This window comes from Flavobacterium sp. P3_A6, from assembly GCF_056403035.1.
This window is the reverse complement of the sequence record NZ_JBFUGG010000020.1, coordinates 44,132-66,356: the sequence shown is the minus strand read 5'-3', so window position 1 is coordinate 66,356 and position 22,225 is coordinate 44,132. Positions and strand designations below refer to the sequence as shown.

Annotated in this window: 12 protein-coding genes; 7 read left to right on the top strand and 5 right to left on the bottom strand. The window is 33.6% G+C overall.

Annotated elements, in window-relative coordinates:
* Nucleotides 1-152: 152 nt before the first annotated feature.
* Nucleotides 153-4,319, bottom strand: a complete 4,167-nt coding sequence (locus AC1DVP_RS16790; protein ID WP_477184640.1) for a hybrid sensor histidine kinase/response regulator transcription factor — start codon at nt 4,317-4,319, stop codon at nt 153-155.
* Nucleotides 4,320-5,640: 1,321 nt separating this feature from the next.
* Nucleotides 5,641-6,261, bottom strand: coding sequence for a hypothetical protein (locus AC1DVP_RS16785; RefSeq protein ID WP_477184639.1), 621 nt, complete (start codon nt 6,259-6,261; stop codon nt 5,641-5,643).
* A gap of 351 nt (nt 6,262-6,612) precedes the next feature.
* On the opposite strand from AC1DVP_RS16785, the gene AC1DVP_RS16780 reads away from it, so the two are divergent.
* The 7 genes from AC1DVP_RS16780 (at nt 6,613) to AC1DVP_RS16750 (ending at nt 16,274) form a co-directional block, all read left to right on the top strand.
* A complete protein-coding gene (locus tag AC1DVP_RS16780; protein ID WP_477184638.1) occupies nt 6,613-8,613 on the top strand; it encodes a GAF domain-containing hybrid sensor histidine kinase/response regulator in 2,001 nt (666 codons plus the stop codon).
* A 77-nt stretch (nt 8,614-8,690) separates the two neighbouring features.
* Nucleotides 8,691-9,056 (top strand): response regulator transcription factor, encoded by a 366-nt coding sequence (locus tag AC1DVP_RS16775; protein ID WP_477184637.1) that lies wholly within the window; start codon nt 8,691-8,693, stop codon nt 9,054-9,056.
* Nucleotides 9,057-9,070: 14 nt separating this feature from the next.
* The gene (locus AC1DVP_RS16770; protein ID WP_477184636.1) at nt 9,071-9,901 is read left to right on the top strand and encodes a hypothetical protein; all 831 of its coding nucleotides are present in this window, start codon (nt 9,071-9,073) and stop codon (nt 9,899-9,901) included.
* A gap of 4 nt (nt 9,902-9,905) precedes the next feature.
* Nucleotides 9,906-11,300: a glycosyltransferase family 2 protein gene (locus AC1DVP_RS16765; RefSeq protein WP_477184635.1), complete on the top strand. Its 1,395-nt coding sequence runs from the start codon at nt 9,906-9,908 to the stop codon at nt 11,298-11,300.
* A 46-nt stretch (nt 11,301-11,346) separates the two neighbouring features.
* Complete coding sequence (locus tag AC1DVP_RS16760; RefSeq protein ID WP_477184634.1) at nt 11,347-13,659, top strand: GH92 family glycosyl hydrolase; 2,313 nt, start codon at nt 11,347-11,349, stop codon at nt 13,657-13,659.
* A gap of 9 nt (nt 13,660-13,668) precedes the next feature.
* On the top strand, nt 13,669-15,954 hold the full coding sequence (locus AC1DVP_RS16755; RefSeq protein ID WP_477184633.1) for a GH92 family glycosyl hydrolase: 2,286 nt from the start codon (nt 13,669-13,671) through the stop codon (nt 15,952-15,954).
* 95 nt (nt 15,955-16,049) lie between these two features.
* Entirely contained in the window at nt 16,050-16,274 is a 225-nt protein-coding gene (locus tag AC1DVP_RS16750; RefSeq protein ID WP_477184632.1) for a hypothetical protein, read from the top strand.
* 328 nt (nt 16,275-16,602) lie between these two features.
* Here the strand turns inward: AC1DVP_RS16750 and AC1DVP_RS16745 are convergent, their stop codons facing one another.
* From AC1DVP_RS16745 to AC1DVP_RS16735, 3 genes are all read right to left on the bottom strand, one after another.
* A complete protein-coding gene (locus AC1DVP_RS16745; protein ID WP_477184631.1) occupies nt 16,603-17,748 on the bottom strand; it encodes an acyltransferase family protein in 1,146 nt (381 codons plus the stop codon).
* A gap of 356 nt (nt 17,749-18,104) precedes the next feature.
* Complete coding sequence (locus AC1DVP_RS16740; RefSeq protein ID WP_477184630.1) at nt 18,105-20,321, bottom strand: glycoside hydrolase family 3 C-terminal domain-containing protein; 2,217 nt, start codon at nt 20,319-20,321, stop codon at nt 18,105-18,107.
* 206 nt (nt 20,322-20,527) lie between these two features.
* On the bottom strand, nt 20,528-22,168 hold the full coding sequence (locus tag AC1DVP_RS16735; protein ID WP_477184629.1) for a DUF6377 domain-containing protein: 1,641 nt from the start codon (nt 22,166-22,168) through the stop codon (nt 20,528-20,530).
* Nucleotides 22,169-22,225 lie beyond the last annotated feature (57 nt).

Below are 22,225 nucleotides of genomic sequence, written 5' to 3'. Positions count from 1 at the left end.
GGATATATATTCTAAAACAGGAAGGGAATAAGCTATTGGGAATCATAATTAAAAAGTCAGTCCGAAGTTTGATTCTTTAAAAAGAATAAACTTCGGACTGACAAAAATTAAACATTAATTATCCTCTATCAACAAAGAAAGACAATTAGAAATTATTGATCCTGTTTTTGTTCAACATACTGGGTAGGTGTTAAACCAAAAAGCTCTTTAAAGGTTTTGGTAAAATAAGCAGAAGAATTAAAACCGCACAAATGAGTCAGTTCCTTGATAGAATACTGTTTACTCAATAATAATTCTGAAGCATATTTTAATCGGATAGTCCGAATAAAATTACTTGGATTTTGTCCCGTAATGGAACTGATTTTTCTATAAAACTGAGACCTGCCCAATCCCAATTCTTTTATAATGTCCTCTAATGCAAAATCAGGATCAGAGATATTCTCCAAAACGATTTTGGTGGTTTTGTCCAAAAACATTTCATCTATAGTGTTTGTAGCTATTTCGCTGGAAGGCAATATTCTGCCAATAGAGGCAAAACGTTCTTTAGCTCTTTTTCTTGCTTCGAGCAGGTTTTTAATTCGCGCTTTTAGAACATTTATGTTAAATGGTTTGGATAAATATTCATCGGCACCGGTATCATAGCCTTCTATTCTGTCTTCTTCAAGACTTCTTGCAGTCAATAACACAACTGGGATATGACTCGTTTCTATGTCATTTTTAACCTGTCTACACAATTCAAAACCATCCATCTCAGGCATCATCACATCACTAATTACAATATCAGGATAGTATTTTTTAATCATTTCCAATCCAATAAGCCCATTAGCCGCCTCCTTAATGTGAAACTGGTTACTCAATTCGTTTTTGAGATGATTACGCAACTCCTTATTATCCTCAACAATGAGCACCACCGGACGGTTTCCTTTATCTAAATCCGAAGCAACTATATCATCCTCTTCATTCGATATAGCAATTTCATACTCGGTTGATGCTATTGAGTTCTGGTCTATTTGATAACTGCCTGCTTGATAAAAATTAGCGGATTGTTTTTTCTCAAGTGGCAGATCCGCAGGCAATCTTACTATAAAGACAGTTCCCACTTGATACTGACTTTCTACTAAAATTTCTCCTTTATGCAATTCAACCAAGCTCTTGATAAAATTCAATCCAATTCCTGTTCCGGTATTGGAGCTGTCTGGATGAAAAAATCGTTGAAAAACTTCTTTTAATTCTTCTTTTTTAAAACCTATTCCTGTATCTGAAACACGAATTTCAACCTCCCTTTCTAATTTTGATTTTCTAAAAAACCACAATAAAGGCTCCGTTTTTTTTCTGTTTAATTCAGAAATCGACAATTTTATTGTGCCCCCTTTCTCTGTAAATTTGACAGCATTTGACAGAAGATTAGTTAGAATTTTTTCAATTTTATCAGGATCGAACATTCCGTAAAATTCTTTTTTAGGAGAATCAAACACAAACCGAATACCTTTTGCCTTTGCCAAATCTTCAAACAGCAAAAAAACGTCTTTACTGAACTTTACGATATTTATATTGGTAATTTCCAATGGCGTTTTTCCAAGATCCATTTTCCGGAGATCAAGAAGCTGATTGACAAGATGCAGCAGGCGCCTGCTGCTTCTTTGTATAATCAGTGCTGATTTCTTGACTTCTTCAGGATCATTGTAAGCTGAAAGAATTTTATCAACAGGATTTAAAATTAATGTCAGTGGTGTCCTAAACTCATGCGAAACATTGATAAAAAAGTTTAACTTCATTTGGTCTAATTCCTGCTCTTTGTCTTCCCTTACCTTCTTGGTATAATAATATACGGAGAACCAAAGTGCCGAAACAAAAGCCAAAATATAAATACTGTAAGCCCACCAAGTTTTCCAAGGAGGCGACAACACAGTAACCTTTAAAGCAGATCTTCTCGCCTGTTCCCACTGGCCGTCTATAGAAGCCATGACTTCAAAAGTATAAGTGCCTGGCTCTAAATTAGAATAATTTGCAATCCTGGTATTACCTGCATTAATAAAATTTTCATCCAGCCCATTCATCCTGTAGGCATATTTAACCCGTTCCGGATTTTGGTAATTTAGAGCAACAAAACCAAAAGAAATGTATCCCTCGTTATATTTAAGTTCTATTTCTTTAGCAATACTTGCCGATTCTTTTAACAGTATCCTCCCCTTTAGAGTATCGCCTGGATTTACCCTTTTATTAAATAATCTAATTTCTGTAATAACCGGACTTACAACATTTGATTTCAAAGAAATACTATCCGGATTAAAAATATTAAAGCCATTTATACCGCCCACAATGATGCGGCCGTCTTGGGTTTTACTTATAGACTTACTTTGAAATTCTATGCCTTGTAACCCATCATGCACATTAAAATTTTTAAACGCTCGTGTTCTTGTGTTAAGTAGCGATAAACCACCTTTGGTTGTAATCCATAAATTCCGATTATTGTCTTCTTGAATACCCACAACTAAATTATTGGGCAGCCCATTCAAGGAAGAATAGGAATGTTTCAAATTCAAATTGGAATCAAGCTCATACAATCCGATATCGGTTCCAACCCAAATGTTTTGCCTATAATCCTCGATGATATGATTAACGCGGTTTCCTAGAATATTTTTTATTTTAATTTCCGTGAATGGTATCTTTTCAGGTACCCTTCCTTTGAGTTTGGCCAACTCCGTATAACATAATCCCTGTGCAGTACCTGTGAATAGCCTGTTTTTTGAATCAATAAAAAGTGAAAAGACAAAATTGCTTATGATGCTTTTTGGATCCCCCGGAATATTCTTGTATTGGTAAAATTTTTCAGTAATGGGATCAAACAAATTTAAGCCTGCTGTTGATGTTCCCAGCCATAATCTGTTTTGGGAATCCTTTTCGGCATACCAGACTGTATTCTGGCCTATTGAAAAAAGATTATTTCGATTGTATTGATACGATTTAGCTATTCCTTTATCGGTTTCAAACTTGTTCAAACCGCCATCCCACGTACATACCCAAAGGATATTATTACTGCCCTTCAACAGATATGTAATTTTATCAGAACTCAAGGAATTTGGATTCCCAGACTTTGCCATGAAATGTTTAAAAGTGCCTTTCTTTTCATCAAAAAGATTCAAACCTCCTCCGTCAGTGCCAATCCAAATTCTCTTTTTGTCGTCCTCCAGAACAGATTGTGCAGTTTTGGCACTCAAGCCTTCATTGCTTTCCGGTTTATAAAAATAATGCCCGAATGAGGATTTAGATATCGCCAATTTGCTAACCCCGCTGTTGTATGAAGTGATCCAATAAATCCCATTTTTATCCTCCAAAACTTTCGAAGGCTGATTGTTGGATAATGAAAAAGGATTATTTGGATTATGTGTCAAGTGTTGCAGTAAACCTTTCTTTTTATCCATTAAAAATATCCCATCACCGTCCGTAGAAATCCAGACAATACCTTTTTTGTCTTGAAAAAGATGAAAAATAGGGACTCTTTTATTTAAAGGAGAGACATTTTTAAAAACGTTTTTTTCAACATCAAACAAAAACAAGTGAGACAAGTCATTTCCAATCCAAAAATTACCCTCTTTGTCTATTAAAATTTGTTTTGGCAAATGATTCAAATACTCATTGCCTTCAAAATCTATGGAGAATCTTGCAAAATTATTAGCCTTTGAATTATATCGGTGCAAATGACTGCCTTTAGTTCCAACCCAAACATTTCCCTTACTGTCATTTATAACATTAGTAACATCGTTGCTGTCAATTGAAGCCTTGTCATTCGGCTTATTTACATAATATTTAAACTTAATTTTGTCATAAGAACCAGCTCCTGTACTATCCAACACTAATTTAATAACGCCTTTTTTTGAAGCTACCCAGAGGGTGTTAGTTTTTTTATCATACAAAAGAGCATTGATAACTTCTCTAAAATTAGCTTCACCTGCCTTTGTCGGATACAAATCAATCTTATAGAATCTCTCTGTATTCTTGTCAAAAACATTTAATCCATTATCAGTTCCAATCCATAAACGGCCATAACCATCTTCCGTTATGGCATTTATTCTATTATTGCTGATTGAATGTGAATCATTTAAAACAGTACGGTAAACTTCAAATTCGTACCCATTATATTTATTGAGACCATCTATGGTTCCAAACCATAAAAACCCTTCGCGATCCTGAAAAACATCAAGACAGGTACTGCTCGAAAGTCCTTTTGACGTATCAAGATTTTCGAATTTTAAATTTGAAAATTGGGCATAAGAGAAAGAGGTAACTAAAAAAAACAGGAACCATATTAATTGTTTCATTTTCATTGCTTTTATTATTCCAACTACTTTAAAATAAATTCAGTCCTATTTTTTGACTATCAAAATTACTCAATTAAAAAGGAGATTTCAATAATAGGAAATTTTAATTTTGATTTAAGGGTGAAATTCATCTCCAATTATATAACCATAAATAGTCAACGTAAATTTGTCAGATAAAAAAACTCCCTCGAAAATCTATCCCTCGAAATTACCTAATAAACGAACGACATCCTCTTCATCAGATGGGTTTTTCCAAATTGGCGTGTTGCCAGAAATTCAGTTTTCAAATCTTCTTCAAAGATTTGAAAACTGAATTCTCACTTCCWATTGTTAAGATGGCTTACTTTTGTATTCGATCTGGTCAATATTTACTTGCACCGCAAAAAACTATTTACATTAGCCTATTTTCACTGAAAGATATTATTCAGGCTAAAATTGGTGCTTTTTGAATTGGCTTTCGGCTTATAAAACATCATAACCTGAAAATCAATAAATGTTTTATTTTATTGATTGAATTAAATTCAAAACCTTTTTTGTTTCCGATTCAATAGTAACATAATCCCTGTTAATCCAATTAATTAACTTCCAATTCCTACTGCAGAAACTCCAGCTTTGAACCAGCCACCGATATTTCCACTTGTTGTACTATAGCATCGGATACAATTTGAATTTTATTCACTATTTATAAATTTTAATTACTTTTTTTTGATTTCTTCTTCTCCAATCATTGGGCATGTACATCTTCTGGATAAAATCCTCCAAATAACCATTGGTTAATTAAAAATACATAACGACGCAAAGAATTAATAGAGCTTGGCCAATTGGATTAAATGATTTATGAAAAACATTTATTTCACTTTTTAGCAAAATACAATCGATTTTACAAAAATAGTTTTTAATCCCATATATTTTAAGTGTTTTTTTATACATTTTTTAAAAAATAACACAAAAAGCTGATCTTCAATAGATACAATAAAAAAGGAAGTAACCAAAAAATAAAATCTTAAATTAACGGAAGCTCAATGCAAAAAGGGAAGAATATATTTGATAAACAGAGATGCGTTATACCTATTAATTACTAAAAATCAATTAATTACATTTAAAACCATCTCAATATTAGATGTAAATAAAACTACGAAGCGTACATTATTATAGACGAATTAATAAAAATCAGTACATTCGTTTTTAAACCTGTAAAACAGCTTCCTGTAAGCATCATTGCCAAAGGCTCTTAGACGCTTTCTGTTTTTTTTTGATTTAGAAAATATTATTTCTTAGGTCAAATTGAAAAAAATGGTCGCTACAAATTGAAATTAGATCATCAATCATAATTCGGAGAGAAGAGTATCTCTTCTTTATCGTTTGTTTTAATCGAAATTCTAATCTCTTTTAAACAAGCGCCTTTTTCATCTTTGGCCACACAGTATACTAAAACTTCATCAATAAGTGCATCATTTTTATCCCTGATAATAATTTTGAAGAGTTCTTTGTTTTTATAATAAAAATACTGTGTGTAGAAAGTAGCAAAATTATCTGCTATTTTATCAATAGTTCCATCTTTATTATAATGATAAATTGCTTCATTTTGTTTGTATTGTTTTTTAGTATAGCAACTAATGCGTTCTCGTTGTTTAAATTTCCAACGTGTTTTACAGTAATAGGGTTCTTTATCTGGATACAATTCAACTACAAACCATAATTTCTTTTCGGTTTCTTGCAACAGATTGCCTACAGAATCAATAGTTTTGGAGTATTTGATTCGCCCATTTTTAGTAAAAAGCATTTGCTTTTTATGCAAAAGCTTTTTCTGATTATTTACTGTTACATATATTTCTTCGGTAGCAGATTTTATTCCTTCAGGCAGCAGCAGTTTCTTACTATCCTTTTTTGTAGCACATGATTCTGCTGTTAAGAGTAAAATAATAAAAAATATAGCTCTCATGATCGTAAAACTTAGTTAAACACTAAGTTACGGATTTTAAAAATTTTAAAAGCAGAACTATAATACTAGTAGACTGCCCCCAAAAAGTCAGACACTTTTTGGGGGCAGTGCAGTGTTCGACAGATGCTTTCTTAATAGTATAAACTGTTTTCGAATACTATACGTATAAATTCTCTTTTTTGTAAAACATTTAATTTACTCAACAATAATTATATTCAAAGAAAGATGATATATCAAAAAATGCTTTTTTTTTGTACATTTATGATTTAACACCCAAAATAACAGTTGGTAATTTCTTTTAAAKAACTTTGTTCAAAATTATTTAGACACATAATTTTTACCTTTCGATAAATGAATAACGATATTTCCTCCATACCGCAAAACGAAATGGAACGCCTGGCGGCATTGAAACGTTATAATATACTTGATACTTTACCCGAAAATGCTTTTGATGATGCTACAAAACTCGTTTCTTATATTTGTAGCGTACCCATTGCCCATATTTCATTTATAGATGATAGCAGACAATGGTTTAAATCTGAAATAGGGATTGGCGTATCCGAAGTGCCAAGAGAAATTAGTTTCTGCAGATATACCATTATCGAATCAGAAATGGTCGAAATACCAGATACCTTTTTAAACGAACGTTTTAAAGACGATCCTAATGTTACAGGAGGATTTAAAGTAAGGTTCTACGCCGGTATTCCACTCACTACACCCGATGGTTACAACATAGGGACAATATGTGCTATAGACCATGTTTCTAAAAAGCTTAATGAAAACCAGCGGAATGCACTTTCTATTATTGCAAAACATGTAATAAACCAATTAGAATTAAGAACAAAAAATATTGAGTTAAGCATTCAGAAAAAGATTGCCGAAAAAGCTATATTGGCAAAAGACAGTTTTTTAGCAAATATGAATCATGAGATCAGGACTCCATTAAATGCAATAATTGGCTTTACTGACCTCCTAGCCCAAGAAAAATTGACGCCAATTCAGCGTGATTATATTAAAAGCGTACAAATAGCTGGTGAAAATCTGCTTTTAATAATTAATGACATTCTCGACCTTTCTAAAATTGAATCAGGAAATTTAACTATTGATGCTGCACCATTCAATTTGAAAAAGACTCTTAAGCATGTTTATAACTTACTAAAAGTAAAAGTCCCTAAAGATGTTGAATTCAATCTCTTTTTAGACGCTGACATGCCTGACACTGTAATTGGCGATCAGGTAAGATTAAACCAAATACTGGTTAACCTTACTGGTAATGCTCTTAAATTTACTGAAGAAGGCGAAGTGACAGTTTCTGTAAAAAAGGTCGATGAGACAGCCGATCAGTATTCACTTAGATTCTCCGTTAAAGATACTGGCATTGGCATACATCCGGAAAAGCTTAAAACTATTTTTGAACGGTTTACACAAGCAGAAGAAAGCACTACAAGAAGATTTGGCGGTACAGGACTTGGCCTCAACATTGTAAAACAGCTGATTGAATTACATGGCGCTGAAATTCATGTAAAAAGCAAACAAAAGCGTGGTTCAGAATTTTTCTTTGTGCTTACTTATAAAAAAGTAAATCAGGCAGAAAAAACAGCTAAAAAAGCAGCTAAAACATTAACAGGAGACAATCTTGGCAAACTTAAAATACTGCTTTGTGAAGACAATGTTTTAAACCAGGAACTTGCAAAAAACGTTATCAGCAACTTTGGTTTTAAATTAGACATTGCCGAAAATGGTGCTGAAGGAATAGATTTATTATCAAAAAATAAATATGATGTGGTGCTAATGGACCTTCAAATGCCAGTTAAAGACGGTTACCAAACTACAGAATATATTAGAAATGAAATGAATTTAACCATCCCGATAATAGCGATGACTGCCCATTCTCTAGCCGGCGAGCAGGAACGCTGTTACAAAACGGGAATGAATGGTCATGTGCCAAAACCTTTTAAACAGAAGGAACTTCTGGAAACAATTAAGGCAGTCCTAAGTAAAGACAATATGCTTCCTCAGAAAAAAATGGCAGATCTGTCTTTTTTGGATGAAATGTCCTGTGGCGATCCGAATTTCATACAGGAGATGATAAACCTTTTTATAGAAAAAATGCCAAATGAAACAGTCCAGCTGGAAAATGCATTTCATAATAAAAACCATGAGACCGTAAAGAAACTGGCGCATAAAATGAAGTCTAGTTTTGATATGTTTATGCTTAATGATCTAAGCAATTGTTTGTCTGTTATTGAGGAAGCAGCAAATTTAGGTGAGTTTACCGCCGAAACTGCAAATAAAATAGACATTATACACAATAGAACCAATGAAGTAGTTAAATACTTAAAGGAATTATGATAAAAAAGAAATATACTATAGCTTTACGTTAATTTCTGATGCTTTAAAATTAGTTTGCCTCAAAATATTTAAAACCAATGAGAGTAATTTTAGCCGAAGATAATGACATTCTACGCAAATCATTATCTTTTTTCTTAGAGTCTAAAGGATTTAATGTTGACCAATTTTCTGATGGTAAAGATGCATTGGACGCTATCGAAATGAATAGTTATGACCTGATTCTGACCGACATCAATATGCCGGGCATAAGCGGCATGGAAATTACGCAATATGTAAGACAAAATATTAATTCAGATATTCCGATAATTATATTTACTTCTTCTGGCGTAGAACAGACAGAACTGGATTCTTTTGATATAGGCGCAAACGAATTTATAGCCAAACCTGTTAGTCCAGCCGTGCTTTTAGTGAGAATTAATAAATTATTAAATACACGTGTATAATGAAGTTCTAATATATGATAAAACTCTGGAAACTTTTTAAGGATGGTACATGGGTAGAATCTTTTCTAATTGGGTCGATCTGCCTGTTTGTCATTGCCTCTTTTATTCTGTATCTAATGATTATCAGAAGCCGCAGTAAGAATATAAGAAAAGAAAGACTCCGGATAGAATACAGCATAATTATTGAAAAATTAATGTTCTCGGTGATTTTTCAGGGCATTCCTTTTTCAGCCGTTAAGGAAGACAAAAATTACAGGATGCTTTCTAATGCTATTTTTTTTAGAGAAGTGATAACGGAATCGATTATAAATCTCCATAAAAATTATGAGGGCGTTTATGCACAAAAACTGGAACAATTTTATAAAGAATCCGGATTAATAAATGATTCATTTAAAAAACTCAGAAATCTGAAATGGGAGATAAAATGTAAAGGGATTACAGAATTGGCAGAATTCAATGTTAATGAATCTTTTGACACCATAATAGCATTTTCTAAAGCCCGAAATAAAACTTTAAAAATTACAGCAATAAATGCCTGTATTAAATTGGCAGGCATAAAAGCCATAATGCATCTTACAGAACATCCCTATCCTATTGATGACTGGACGCAGCTGAATATTATAAATGCTTTTAAAAAACATGATATAGGCGATAGTAAAGGTGTCGAACTCTTACTGGTGTCACAAAACACAACTGTCATTACGCTTGGCTTAAAGCTTATTAATGAACTTAAGCTTACGCAAAAACATTCCTATGTCGCACAATTAGCGGATAGTACTCCAAATACATTAATACAATATGAAGCCCAAAGTGTTTTGCAGACATTAAACAGTTTAACAGTATAAACAAATGACTTTTTTAAATAATGATATAACATGGTTTTTGGATTTGTATATAATCCTCATTCTTGGATATGCAGTACTAATCATGTCATCTTATTTTTTTTTAGCCTACCTTTCTACAAAAGAGCTAAAGAGTTATCTAAAAAAAAACAGTTTTGCAGATTATGAGGTGCTTCTTACAAGTGAATTTGCACCCAGACTTTCCCTAATTGCCCCTGCCTATAATGAAGGCTTTACCATTGAAGAAAATGTAAAATCCTTACTTTCATTAAATTACAATAATTATCAGGTAATTGTGGTAAATGACGGCAGCAAGGACAATTCGATGGGAATTCTTATCAAGACTTATGATCTTGTTCTCACAGAACTTGATATTCAATCAAAAATTGAAACAAAAAAAATCAAAGGGATATATGCCTCCAAAAACGCTGCATTTAAAAAACTGATAGTCGTAGACAAAGAAAATGGAGGCAAAGCCGATGCATTAAACGTAGGCCTTAACATTGCACAAAATCCATACGTAGTATGCATTGACGTTGATTGTATCCTGGACAAAGACTCCCTGCTCAAACTGGCTAAACCCTTTTTGGAATCTCATGGCAAACGCATTATTGCTACCGGTGGCGTAGTCAGAATTGCAAACCAGTGTGTCATTAAGAACGGGCGTTTGGTTGAAATAAATGTTCCGGATCTTATGCTGTCAAGGATACAGGTTTTGGAATATCTGAGAGCTTTCCTCCTAGGAAGAATGGCTTGGGGAAGACTGGACGGGCTATTGCTCATTAGCGGAGCATTTGGTGCATTCGATAAAGAAATTGCATTGCTGGCAGGTGGCTATAACACAAAAACGGTTGGTGAAGACATGGAGCTGGTAGTAAGAATGCGCCGTTATATGATTGAAAACAAAACCCCTTATTCTGTCAGTTATATACCCGATCCGCTTTGCTGGACAGAAGCGCCTGAAGAGTTTAAAATATTCAAAAAACAACGCAGCCGCTGGATGAGAGGAACGATTGAAACACTTAGTATTCACAAGAAAATGTTTCTGAACCCAAAATACAAACTGCTGGGCATGCTCAGTATACCCTACTGGACATTCTTTGAATTTTTGGCTCCAGCAATAGAGTTTACAGGTCTTTTAGTAACAATTATATTAATTGCTTTTGGTTTGCTTAATTGGCATTTCTTTTTGCTGCTAGTATTATTTGTTTACTTTTTTGCTGTTTTATTTTCAGTTATTGCTCTTTACAGCGAAGAGTATACTTATCACAAATATCCAAAGCAAATCGATTTTTTCAAACTGCTGCTCGCCGCTTTTATAGAGCCATTGTATTTTCATCCTCTTACGGTATATGCCGCTTTAGTTGGTTATAAAGAAAAAGTTATGGGAACCAAAGGCTAGGGCGAAATGACACGAAAAGGTTTTACGAAGAAACAATAATCATCTGATGAAAAAAATATTTCTGTCTCTCTTATTCTTAAGTTTCTGTTATAGCAATGCGCAGCAAAATTTGGTTCAATATGTAAAACCAATTATTGGCACCGAAAAAATGGGACACACCTACCCTGGCGCTACAGTACCATTTGGAGCTGTGCAGCTTAGTCCGGAAACCGACACTATTTCGTATGAACAAAACGGAAAATATAATGGCGAAGTATATAAGTATTGTGCCGGATACCGCTATGAAGATAAAACCATAGTCGGTTTTAGCCATACCCATTTAAGCGGAACAGGACATTCCGATCTTGGTGATTTTTTGATTATGCCAACGCAAGGAAAACTGCAGTTAAATCCAGGAACTGCTTCAAATCCAAAAAGCGGCTACCGTTCGGCATTTTCTCATGTTAATGAAACTGCCGAAGCTGGTTATTATAAAGTTAAATTAGATGATGAGAATATTTTGGCCGAAATGACCGCCACAACCCGAGTTGGCATGCATCAATACACTTTCCAAAAATCGGATGAAAGCCATATAATATTCGATTTAATGGCTGGAATTTATAACTATAATGACAAAAATGTTTGGACTTATGTAAGAGTCGTTAATGATACTCTGGTTACAGGTTACAGACAAACCAATGGATGGGCAAGAACAAAAACAGTTTATTTTGCCATGGCTTTTTCCAAGCCTTTCATTCAATACGGCCAAAAGAATTATGAGACTAAGCAGGCCTATAGAGGTTTCTGGGGAAAATTTGATCAAAATAAAAACTTCCCAGAAATAGCTGGAAAAAAAATCAGAATGTATTTTGATTTTAAAACAAACGAAGATGAAAAAATTAAAATAAAATTTGCGGTATCTCCCGTTAGTCAGGAAAATGCTCTGCAGAACATGAAAGAAGAAATAAAAGATTGGAATTTTGAAAAAGTAAAAGCACAAGCACAGTCTAATTGGAACAAGGAACTGAATAAAATTAAAATTACTGCTCCCGAAGATGTCAAAGTAAATTTTTATACGGCCATGTACCATACTTTTATAAATCCTACTGTTTATACTGATGTAAATGGAGAATACAAAGGCTTAGATCAAAGCACACACAAAGCAAATGGATTTATCAATTATAGCACCTTTTCACTATGGGATACTTACAGAGCACTGCACCCCTTTTTTAATATAATTCAGCCTTCAAGAAACAACGATATGGTAAAATCGATGCTGGCTCATTACGATCAAAGCAGTCTCCACATGTTGCCAATTTGGTCGCATTATGCCAACGACAACTGGTGTATGAGCGGCTATCACAGCGTTTCTGTAATTGCAGATGCCATCATAAAAGGAGTTTATAACGGCGATCCAAATGAAGCTTTAAGAGCCTGTGTCACTACTGCAAAACACCGCGATTACGAAGGCATTGGCTACTATATGGACTTAGGATATATCCCTGCCGAAAAAAGTGGTATTTCAGTATCCAACACTTTGGAATATGCCTATGATGATTGGTGCATTGCTCAGTTAGCCAAAAAATTAAATCAAACCGAAATTTACAGCGAGTTTATAAAACGCTCTGAAAATTGGAAAAATAATTTTGAGCCAAAAACCGGCTTTATGCAGCCTAAATTGGCAGACGGTAGCTTTAAAAAAGAGTTTGATCCTTTAAGTACCAACGGACAGGGATTTATAGAAGGCAACAGCTGGAATTACAGCTTTTTTGCACCGCATAACCCAACAGATTTAATAAACTTAATGGGTGGCAAAAAAGCTTTTGCCTCACGGTTAGACACTCTTTTTACAATGCATCTGCCTGATTCATTTTTTGCCGAAACAGAAGATATTACAAGAGAAGGAATTATTGGAGGATACGTTCATGGCAATGAGCCGGCACACCATGTGGCTTATTTTTATAATTGGACGGACCAGCCTTGGAAAACACAGGGGCAAGTCCGTAAAATTTTAAACATGCAGTACAAACCCGCTCCAGACGGCTTAGGCGGTAACGATGACTGCGGGCAAATGAGTGCCTGGTACATTTTCTCCTCCCTAGGATTTTACCCTGTAGCTCCAGGATCAGATCAATATGCATTGGGATCTCCATTAGTAAACAAAGCCGAACTGACATTAGAAAATGGAAAAACATTTACAATTGAAGCTGTTAACCAAAGTCCAAAAAATGTTTACGTTCAAAAAGTACTGCTGGACGGAAAACCTTTAAATAGTTCATTCATCAGCCATACTGCTATAACTAATGGCTCGAAAATAACTTTTTATATGGGACCGAAGCCCAAAAAAATAAATAAATTTGATATTAGAAAAATTCATTAAAATAAAAACATGAAAAACAAGATATTTATAATAGGAATGTTATTCTATGTATTAATTTCCAAAGGCCAAACCAAGACAGAGGATTTGGCTGATTATGTAAATCCTTTGATGGGAACCCAATCAACTGATGAATTATCCAGCGGGAATACTTATCCTGCAATAGCCAGACCTTGGGCAATGAATTTTTGGACTCCACAAACCGGTAAGATGGGTGATGGTTGGTGTTATACTTATACTGCTAATAAAATTAGAGGCTTTAAACAAACTCATCAGCCTTCTCCTTGGATGAATGATTACGGTCAATTTGCCATAATGCCAGTAACCAATAAAATAGTTTTTAACGATGATGATAGGGCAAGCTGGTTCAGTCACAAGGCAGAAATTTCAAAACCTTATTATTATAGTGTCTATTTAGCAGACTATGATATCGTTACTGAATTGACAACTACCGAGAGAGCAGCAGATTTTCAATTTACTTTTCCTAAAAACAAACAGTCTTCTATTGTAATTGATGCTTTTAAAGGAGGTTCATATATAAAAATAATCCCAAATGAAAATAAAGTAATTGGGTATACCGTACTTTCAAAAAAAAGCAAAACGGTTGATTTTAAAAACTATTTTGTTTTAATTTTTGACAAACCATTTAAATCCACCGCTTGTTGGTCTGATGGAAATTTCCAAAAAGACATATTAGAAATAGCGGCTGATCATTCTGGGGCTGTAGTTAATTTTGAAACTAAAAAAGGAGAAATCATAAATGTGAAAACAGCTTCTTCTTTTATCAGTTTTGAGCAGGCTGAGTTGAATTTAAAAACAGAATTAGGAAATAAATCTTTTGACAATTTAGTAACCGAGTCAAAAAATGAGTGGAATAAAGTATTAGGGAGAATAAAAATTGAAGGCGGAACTGATGAACAATTAAAAACTTTTTATTCTTCGCTGTTTAGAGCAACGTGTTTTCCGCAAAAGCATTATGAAATAGATGCTACAGGAAAGACAATTCATCGTAGCCCATATAATGGCGGGGTTGAACCTGGTTATATGTATGCAGGAACAGGCTTTTGGGATACTTTTAGGGCATTATACCCATTATTAAATTTAGTTTATCCTTCCATAAACAAAGAAATGCAGGAAGGTTTGATAAATGATTATAAAGAAGGAGGCTTTTTACCCGAATGGTCTAGCCCTGGCTTTAGAAACATAATGGTGGGGAATAATTCGGCTTCGGTTGTTTCTGACGCTTATATAAAAGGATTACGAGGATATGATATTGATATATTATACAAAGCCTTGTTGAATGGAGCTAATAACGAAGGACCAATGGAAGCCGTTGGAAGAGCAGGAATTAAGTATTATAATGAATTAGGATATGTACCTTATGATGTAAAAATCAACGAGAATGCAGCAAGGACTTTGGAATATGCTTATGATGATTTTACAATTTGGAAATTAGCTAAGGCATTAAATCGTCCAAAAAATGAAATTGCTTTCTACGAAAAACGAATGATGAATTATAAAAATGTCTTTAATCCATCAGCTAAATGGATGAGCGGAAGGAATAAAGACGGCTCATTCCCTGCTAACTTTAATCCATTTAAGTGGGGAGATGCTTTTACCGAAGGAAATAGTATGCATTATAGCTGGAGTGTGTTTCATGATATTAATGGCTTAGTGAATTTGATGGGTGGAGAAAATGCATTTATAGATAAACTGGACTCTGTTTTTGACACACCGCCTGTTTTTGATGAAAGTTATTATGGCAGCGTTATTCATGAAATTCGTGAAATGCAGATCATGAATATGGGACAATACGCGCATGGCAATCAGCCAATTCAACATATGATTTATTTGTATAATTATGCTGGTCAGCCATGGAAAACACAGTATTGGTCTAGAGAAGTAATGAATCGTTTATATAAACCAACTCCCGATGGATATTGCGGAGATGAGGATAATGGACAAACCTCAGCTTGGTATATCTTTTCTGCTATGGGCTTTTATCCTGTTTGTCCAGCTTCTGATGAATATGTTTTGGGAGCTCCTTTATTTAAAAAAGTAACTTTGAATTTAGAAAATGGCAAACAATTAATAATAAATGCATCTAATAATTCTGATACAAATAAATATGTAAATGAATTAAAATGGGATAATTCAATCTATTCAAAAAATTACATCAATCATTTCGATTTACTTAAAGGAGCTGTTTTGGATTTTGATATGATTGCAAAACCAAATACCCAAAGAGGAACTTCTCCAAGTAGCTATCCTTATTCCTATTCGAATAGCAAAAAATAAAAATTTAAACAAAAATTTAAGGAACGATTTTTATTTTTTTTTTGATGTGTCGTATCAGATATTGAGAGAATGAAGCAATATGGCCACCATTTTAAATGGGAATAGAAGCCAATACAATAAATATTGGCATCAAATACATATATTTCCAGAAGAAAATTGATGCTCAAGTCAAAGCCATAATGACCGTACATTGGGCAGGTTTTGCATTGGCACAACACAGCTTGACTGAACCTAAAGAAAATTTAAAATACATTGTGCCGCAGTTAGGGGTGGTGGCACTTATTTCTAATGTCACTGCATCAACTTTTTGGTTTAAATAAAACAGGGATACTATTAAATAATTCTTTCATAAATCCTGCTTTATGACCACTAGTTCAAAAGCTACTTTTATATGGATTAAAGTCCAAAATGAAATAACTCTGTTTTGATACATCAAGAAAATATTAAACCCAATAKAATGATTTAATTTAAAAAAAAACAGCCTTTGAGTTCATATTTTGAACCAAAGGCTGTTTTTTTTTAATATGAACTAATCCCATTTTACTATTGAATTCAGCATTAAGAAATTAAGAGAATTTAGACTTAATGGTTTATAAATAAAAAACAACGTTTTTTATTCAAGTAAATTCAAAGAATAAATGATATAAATTATTCTAATACGACAACTTTTTGTTTTTGAATTTTATTCTGAAGCCAATCACGTACGGGTTCATCATATAGTTTCAAGCACAAATAGGCAATTAAAATACTGGCAATTAAAACACCTATTCCTAATGCATAACCATTTTCTAGCGAAACTTTATTATCTACAACCCAAGCGGTATACCAATAAATAAGCGGATAATGAGTAATATAAATTGGATATGAAATATCGCCCAGCAGTTTGCAGATTTTAAGAGAAAAAGGGTTTTTAATTTCGCCCCCAGCTCCAATTGAAACGATTAAAGGAAAAATAAGAATAATACAAAAAGACTCATATAAACCATTCATCCATAAACTGTTTTCATCACCAATTCTTGGCACGATAAGAACAATGGCAATCAATAAACTGCAAACCCAGAAAGCCCCTTTTACATTGATTAATTTTCCTAAACGGGAAAGTAAAATCCCTGCAAAAAACGGATATAACAAACGGGTAAAACCAACATTCATTTGTTCCAAATTCAACGACCATCCACCAATGACATCTCCTTTTGGTCCAAAAACAGTATAATTAATAAGCATTCCTGCAAATATCAAAACAAAAATGGAAAGCACTTTATTCGAAAATTTTCGAAAAACTAAAGCATATAAAATATTAGCTATATATTCAAAAAATAATGACCAGGCAGGACCATCAAGCGGATGCATTTCGCCCCAGCCTCTAATTTCTGCCGACGGCGTTAACGGAATTAGCGTAAATCCTATGAACATTACCAATAGTAATTTCCATAATGGCATTGCCGCTATTTGAGGAAATAAAATATCCGAAGCCTGAAAATAATATAAAGAGGCTCCAATAACCATCCCCATAATAACCATAGGCTGCAAACGAATTAAACGCCGTTTATAAAACTCCCATTGTGTCATTTTTCCCCAACGGTCATCATACGCATAAGCGACAACAAATCCTGATAAAAGGAAAAAGAAATCAACGGCCAAATAACCGTGATTGATAATTTGGACAAAACGATTCCCTCCGCTAAAAGTTTCAAAAATGTGAAAAGCAACGACTAAAATTGCTGCTACTCCACGTAAACCGTCCAAAATTTCATAATGCTTTTTGGGTTTAATATCTGTAGAAATGGAACTCATAAAATGGTTATTGGTTAAAAGTGAATTTTATATTTTGGTTAATCTAAAAATTAAAAATACTATTTAAAACATAAAAACATAGATTTATTTATTCTTTACTCTTGATGATTTTTAAGCCGTTTAATTTTAAACAATAAAGTCTTTTATTTTTTGAACCATTAAGAGATTAAGACAATTAAGCCTTTATGACTTAATGAAACTTAATATCTTAATGGTATTTTTTTTTTTAGATTAGTAAACACAACTCTTAATTTTTCTTAATCGCTTAATGGTAAAAATAAAAATTTAATTTTAAAAAAAGCTGCAACTATTTATCATTGCAGTTTTACAACCAACTAACTTAGAATTAATGAAATTTATCGAAGTGAAAAAATCACTTTATATTTTATATCCGTAGATGATGCTCCAATTAAAGCTTCGAAATCACCTGATTCGGCAACCCAATCGTGTTTTTTATCATCAAAAAAACTCAAGGCTGTTTTATCTACTGTAAAAGTTACTGTTTTTTCTTCACCGGCTTTAAGTAAAATTTTCTCAAAACCTTTTAGCTCTTTTATTGGGCGGGGCAAAGATGATTTTAAATCGCTTATATACAGCTGAACCACTTCTGATCCTTCACGGCTTCCTGTGTTTTTTACTTTAACAGAAAATGTAATTTGATCTGCATTTGTCATTTGTTTTTTATCAGCAGTTACTTTTCCATATTCAAAAATTGTATAGCTTAAACCGTGGCCAAAAGAAAACAAAGGCTTTATCTTTTGTTTATCAGCCCAACGGTATCCAACAAAAATTCCTTCTTTATAGGTCACTTCATCACCACCTGGAAATTCTCCAAGAAAATGTGCACCATTATCGCTTAATTTTACTGGAAAAGTAAAAGTCAGTTTTCCAGACGGATTCACATCTCCAACCAAAACAGCAGCCAAAGCAGTTCCAGCCTCAGTGCCTAAAAACCATCCTTGTACAATTCCGGGAACTTCATTTACCCACGGCATCGCCACAGCATTTCCCGAAATATTTATAAAAACCACATTTTTATTTACTTTAACCAATTCACTTATTAATTTATCCTGATTATAAGGAAGACCTAAATCTTTACGGTCTGCTCCTTCAGCATCCTGATTATCGCTTTTATTTAAACCTCCAAAAAACAATACTACATCTGCGTCTTTTGCTGCTTTTAAAGCTTCTGCAGTTAATTCAGCCGGAGAACGTTTGTCTTCCAAACTCACTTTTGCAACTACTCCATTATAATTACTTGTTGGGTCTCCTACATAACCGCGGGCATAAACCACTTCAGCCTGGTTTCCAATCTTTTTCTTTAATCCATCAAGAGGTATCACTTCATATTTCGCTTTAAGCGAAGAACTTCCGCCGCCGACAGTCATCATCTTGATGGCGTTCTCTCCGATAACTGCAATTTTCTTCGTTTTAGAAAGATTAATCGGCAGAATATTGTTTTTGTTTTGAAGCAGTACAATTCCTTCTTCAGCGATTTTTAATCCAGCTTCAGCGTGTTCTTTTGTCCCAAATGATCCAAAAGGTCTTTCTTTATTCATTGTAGTTAAGAACGATAAACGCAAAATACGACGCACTTTTTCATCTAATTCTTTAGTCCCAATTTCACCTTTTGCGATCATAGCCGAGTATGGTTTTGCCAAATAATAGTTGTCGTATGCATTACTGGTTCCCCATGAAAGTCCGTTAGTCCAAGAACCAAATTCCATATCCAAACCATTATGAATAGCCTGTTTTGTATCATGGGCTCCTCCCCAATCTGAAATTACAACTCCTTTGAATCCCCATTCCCCGCGAAGAATATCATTCAATAAAAACTCATTATGACAGCAGTGCTGCCCTCTGTATTTGTTGTATGAACCCATAATTGCCCATGCATCTCCTTCCTGAACGGCTGCTTTAAATGCCGGCAAATAAATCTCATATAACGCACGGTCATCAACAATTACATTTACAGCATTACGATTGGTTTCCTGATTATTTAGGGCAAAATGTTTTACGCAGGCAGCCACTCCGTTTAATTGTACCCCTTTAATATAAGGCACTACCATTTTTGAAGTAAGAAAAGGATCTTCTCCCATATATTCAAAGTTTCGGCCGTTTAATGGTGTTCTGTAGATATTTACTCCGGGGCCTAACAATACGTTTTTGTTCCGGAAACGAGCTTCTGCCCCAACTGATTTTCCGTATAAAGAGGCCATTTCTTTATTCCAAGTTGCAGATAAAGCGGTAAGTGCCGGAAATGCAATACAAGAATCATTTGTCCAGCCTGCCTGATTCCATTCGTCCCATAAAACTTCGGTACGAATTCCGTGTGGTCCGTCAGTCATCCAGTTTTCTGGAATTCCCAAACGCGGAACGCCTGGCGAACTGAATTTTGACTGCGCATGAATCATGGCAATTTTTTCTTCAGTTGTCATTTTAGAAAGCGCATCTTCTACACGCTCATTAACAGATTTTTTATCATCAAGATAAACAGGAACTTTATTTTGTGCATTCATACCGAATGAACTCAACAACAATAAAAAAACAATTGTTTTAGTATTTTTAAACATACCTCTAATTTATTAAAGCATTAAAATTTACAATCAGGATACTTACTTTCAAAAGTATCTTTTAATAATATTGTAAAGCTAAAACGTTATCGTCTGCATTGAATTTCTAAACGAAAAAAGTAGTAAAATAAAAATGTAATTATATAAATATCAGAAGTTTAAAATAAATAAAAAGCTAAAAAAAGTAGTGATTTTAAAATAAACAATCAGACTTTCAACGATAATAATCCTATTTTCATGACTGATTCTTCAAAATCATTTCGAGAAACTGCAGCTTTATTTCGAGCTTTCGTACGATAATTATAGATAGTGCTTAAAGAGTAACGAAGAAATGCGGCAATTTTTACGCTGTCAGTTATTCCCAAACGGATCAGTGCAAAAATACGGAGTTCTGTATTTAACAATTCTCCTTGTTTCAATACGATTTGCTCTTCATTAATAAGCAGAACATTAAAGTCTTTTACAAAAGTCGGATACAGGTTTAGAAAGATTACATCAAAGTTCTCATACAGTTCTTCCAATTCTTTTTCAACCAAAGTGGTCGATTTTAGCATCTTGTAAATCTCATCAAACTGTTTGAGAGCTGCTTTTTTATTTAAAATAACACGATAATTTTCTAACTTATTGATGTAACTGGAACACAGACTGAAAAAATGTGCAATATATTCTTCTTTAATATGGTTGGATTCGGATAATTGTGCGTTCCGTTCCTGTAACTGGCTATTTGTTTCGGTAATATCTTTGTTTAATTCGGCTAATTTTTGACTGGTTATAAAAAGTTCTCCTCGAATTCTGGATACTTTTTTCATTTGTCTGTACACATAAATAACAGCAGCAATCAAGAAACCCGAAAGCAGACTAATACATAACAGATACAATTGCAATTCCATTTTTCTTTGAGCCTCTCTTTCTAAATAGGCGGTATTTATAATCGAATAAATCTCAGACATCAGCAGTGTTCGAAACTGAACATTACAATAAAGCGCATCTTCAATTGCCGACTGTGTGAGTTTATAAGCCATGTCGACATCGCCAATTTCATAAAAAACCAAAGCCAATTCCTGAAGTGAAGCATTATCTTTTATTGCATTTTTAATATCTGCAGTGGCAGAAAGCGCATAATATTTTTTTCTTAATTCTAATTGATTCGTAGCTTCATAAATTTTCCCAAAAAGGTACGTAATCATGGCATATTGTGAATCCTCCTCTTTTGCGTCCTTCAATAAAACCGATAATTGCTTTAGGGCAATAGTAAACTTTTTATCAAAAATATTTTTCTGAATCTGATTAACTTTAAAATTCAATGCTGCAGGATTTAATATGCCTAACAAAGAATCTCTGTATTTCCCTATTTGCTCAGTATATATTTTACTGTTACTGTTTGCATTATAATGTTCAAAAAACTCCCGATAAACCACATAATAATTTGGAAGCAGTGATTTGTCTAATGTTTTTTTGTTGATGCTTTTTAAAATAGATTCAGATTCGCGGTATTTTCCTGATGAAGAATATGAGTTGGCTAACTGCAGTTTAGCTAAAGCTGATAAAGCTGCATTTTGAAGTTTAGCAGCAATTTCAAGATTCTTTTTGACATATAAAATCGCAGAATCAGAATTAAATTTTTGGTATTCTGCATATAAAGTTTTGTTGTAATTGTATTTTTCTTCTTCCGATAAATCCTCTGACTGAATTTTTTTGAAGTTCAGAATGCGTTCTTCTTTTAATAAGACATACCGCTGTTTGTTTTTTATTGCTTCATTTAGCTTATCAAAAATAGAATCAGCAGTACCCGATGAATGACCCGAATAACTTATTGTAAATAAAAAAAACAGCAGATAATTTTTCAAACTAAATAATAGCTAAATGATATGGATTACAAATATAATAAAGTGACTATTAAATAG

Bases quoted from the DNA above. Each gene is read 5' to 3' on its own strand.
- AC1DVP_RS16755 (WP_477184633.1), top strand. From the start codon at position 13,669: ATGAAAAACAAGATATTTATAATAGGAATGTTATTCTATGTATTAATT.
- AC1DVP_RS16770 (WP_477184636.1), top strand. From the start codon at position 9,071: ATGATAAAACTCTGGAAACTTTTTAAGGATGGTACATGGGTAGAATCT.
- AC1DVP_RS16740 (WP_477184630.1), bottom strand. From the start codon at position 20,321: ATGTTTAAAAATACTAAAACAATTGTTTTTTTATTGTTGTTGAGTTCA.
- AC1DVP_RS16760 (WP_477184634.1), top strand. From the start codon at position 11,347: ATGAAAAAAATATTTCTGTCTCTCTTATTCTTAAGTTTCTGTTATAGC.
- AC1DVP_RS16790 (WP_477184640.1), bottom strand. From the start codon at position 4,319: ATGAAACAATTAATATGGTTCCTGTTTTTTTTAGTTACCTCTTTCTCT.
- AC1DVP_RS16745 (WP_477184631.1), bottom strand. From the start codon at position 17,748: ATGAGTTCCATTTCTACAGATATTAAACCCAAAAAGCATTATGAAATT.
- AC1DVP_RS16750 (WP_477184632.1), top strand. From the start codon at position 16,050: ATGGGAATAGAAGCCAATACAATAAATATTGGCATCAAATACATATAT.
- AC1DVP_RS16765 (WP_477184635.1), top strand. From the start codon at position 9,906: ATGACTTTTTTAAATAATGATATAACATGGTTTTTGGATTTGTATATA.
- AC1DVP_RS16775 (WP_477184637.1), top strand. From the start codon at position 8,691: ATGAGAGTAATTTTAGCCGAAGATAATGACATTCTACGCAAATCATTA.
- AC1DVP_RS16785 (WP_477184639.1), bottom strand. From the start codon at position 6,261: ATGAGAGCTATATTTTTTATTATTTTACTCTTAACAGCAGAATCATGT.
- AC1DVP_RS16780 (WP_477184638.1), top strand. From the start codon at position 6,613: ATGAATAACGATATTTCCTCCATACCGCAAAACGAAATGGAACGCCTG.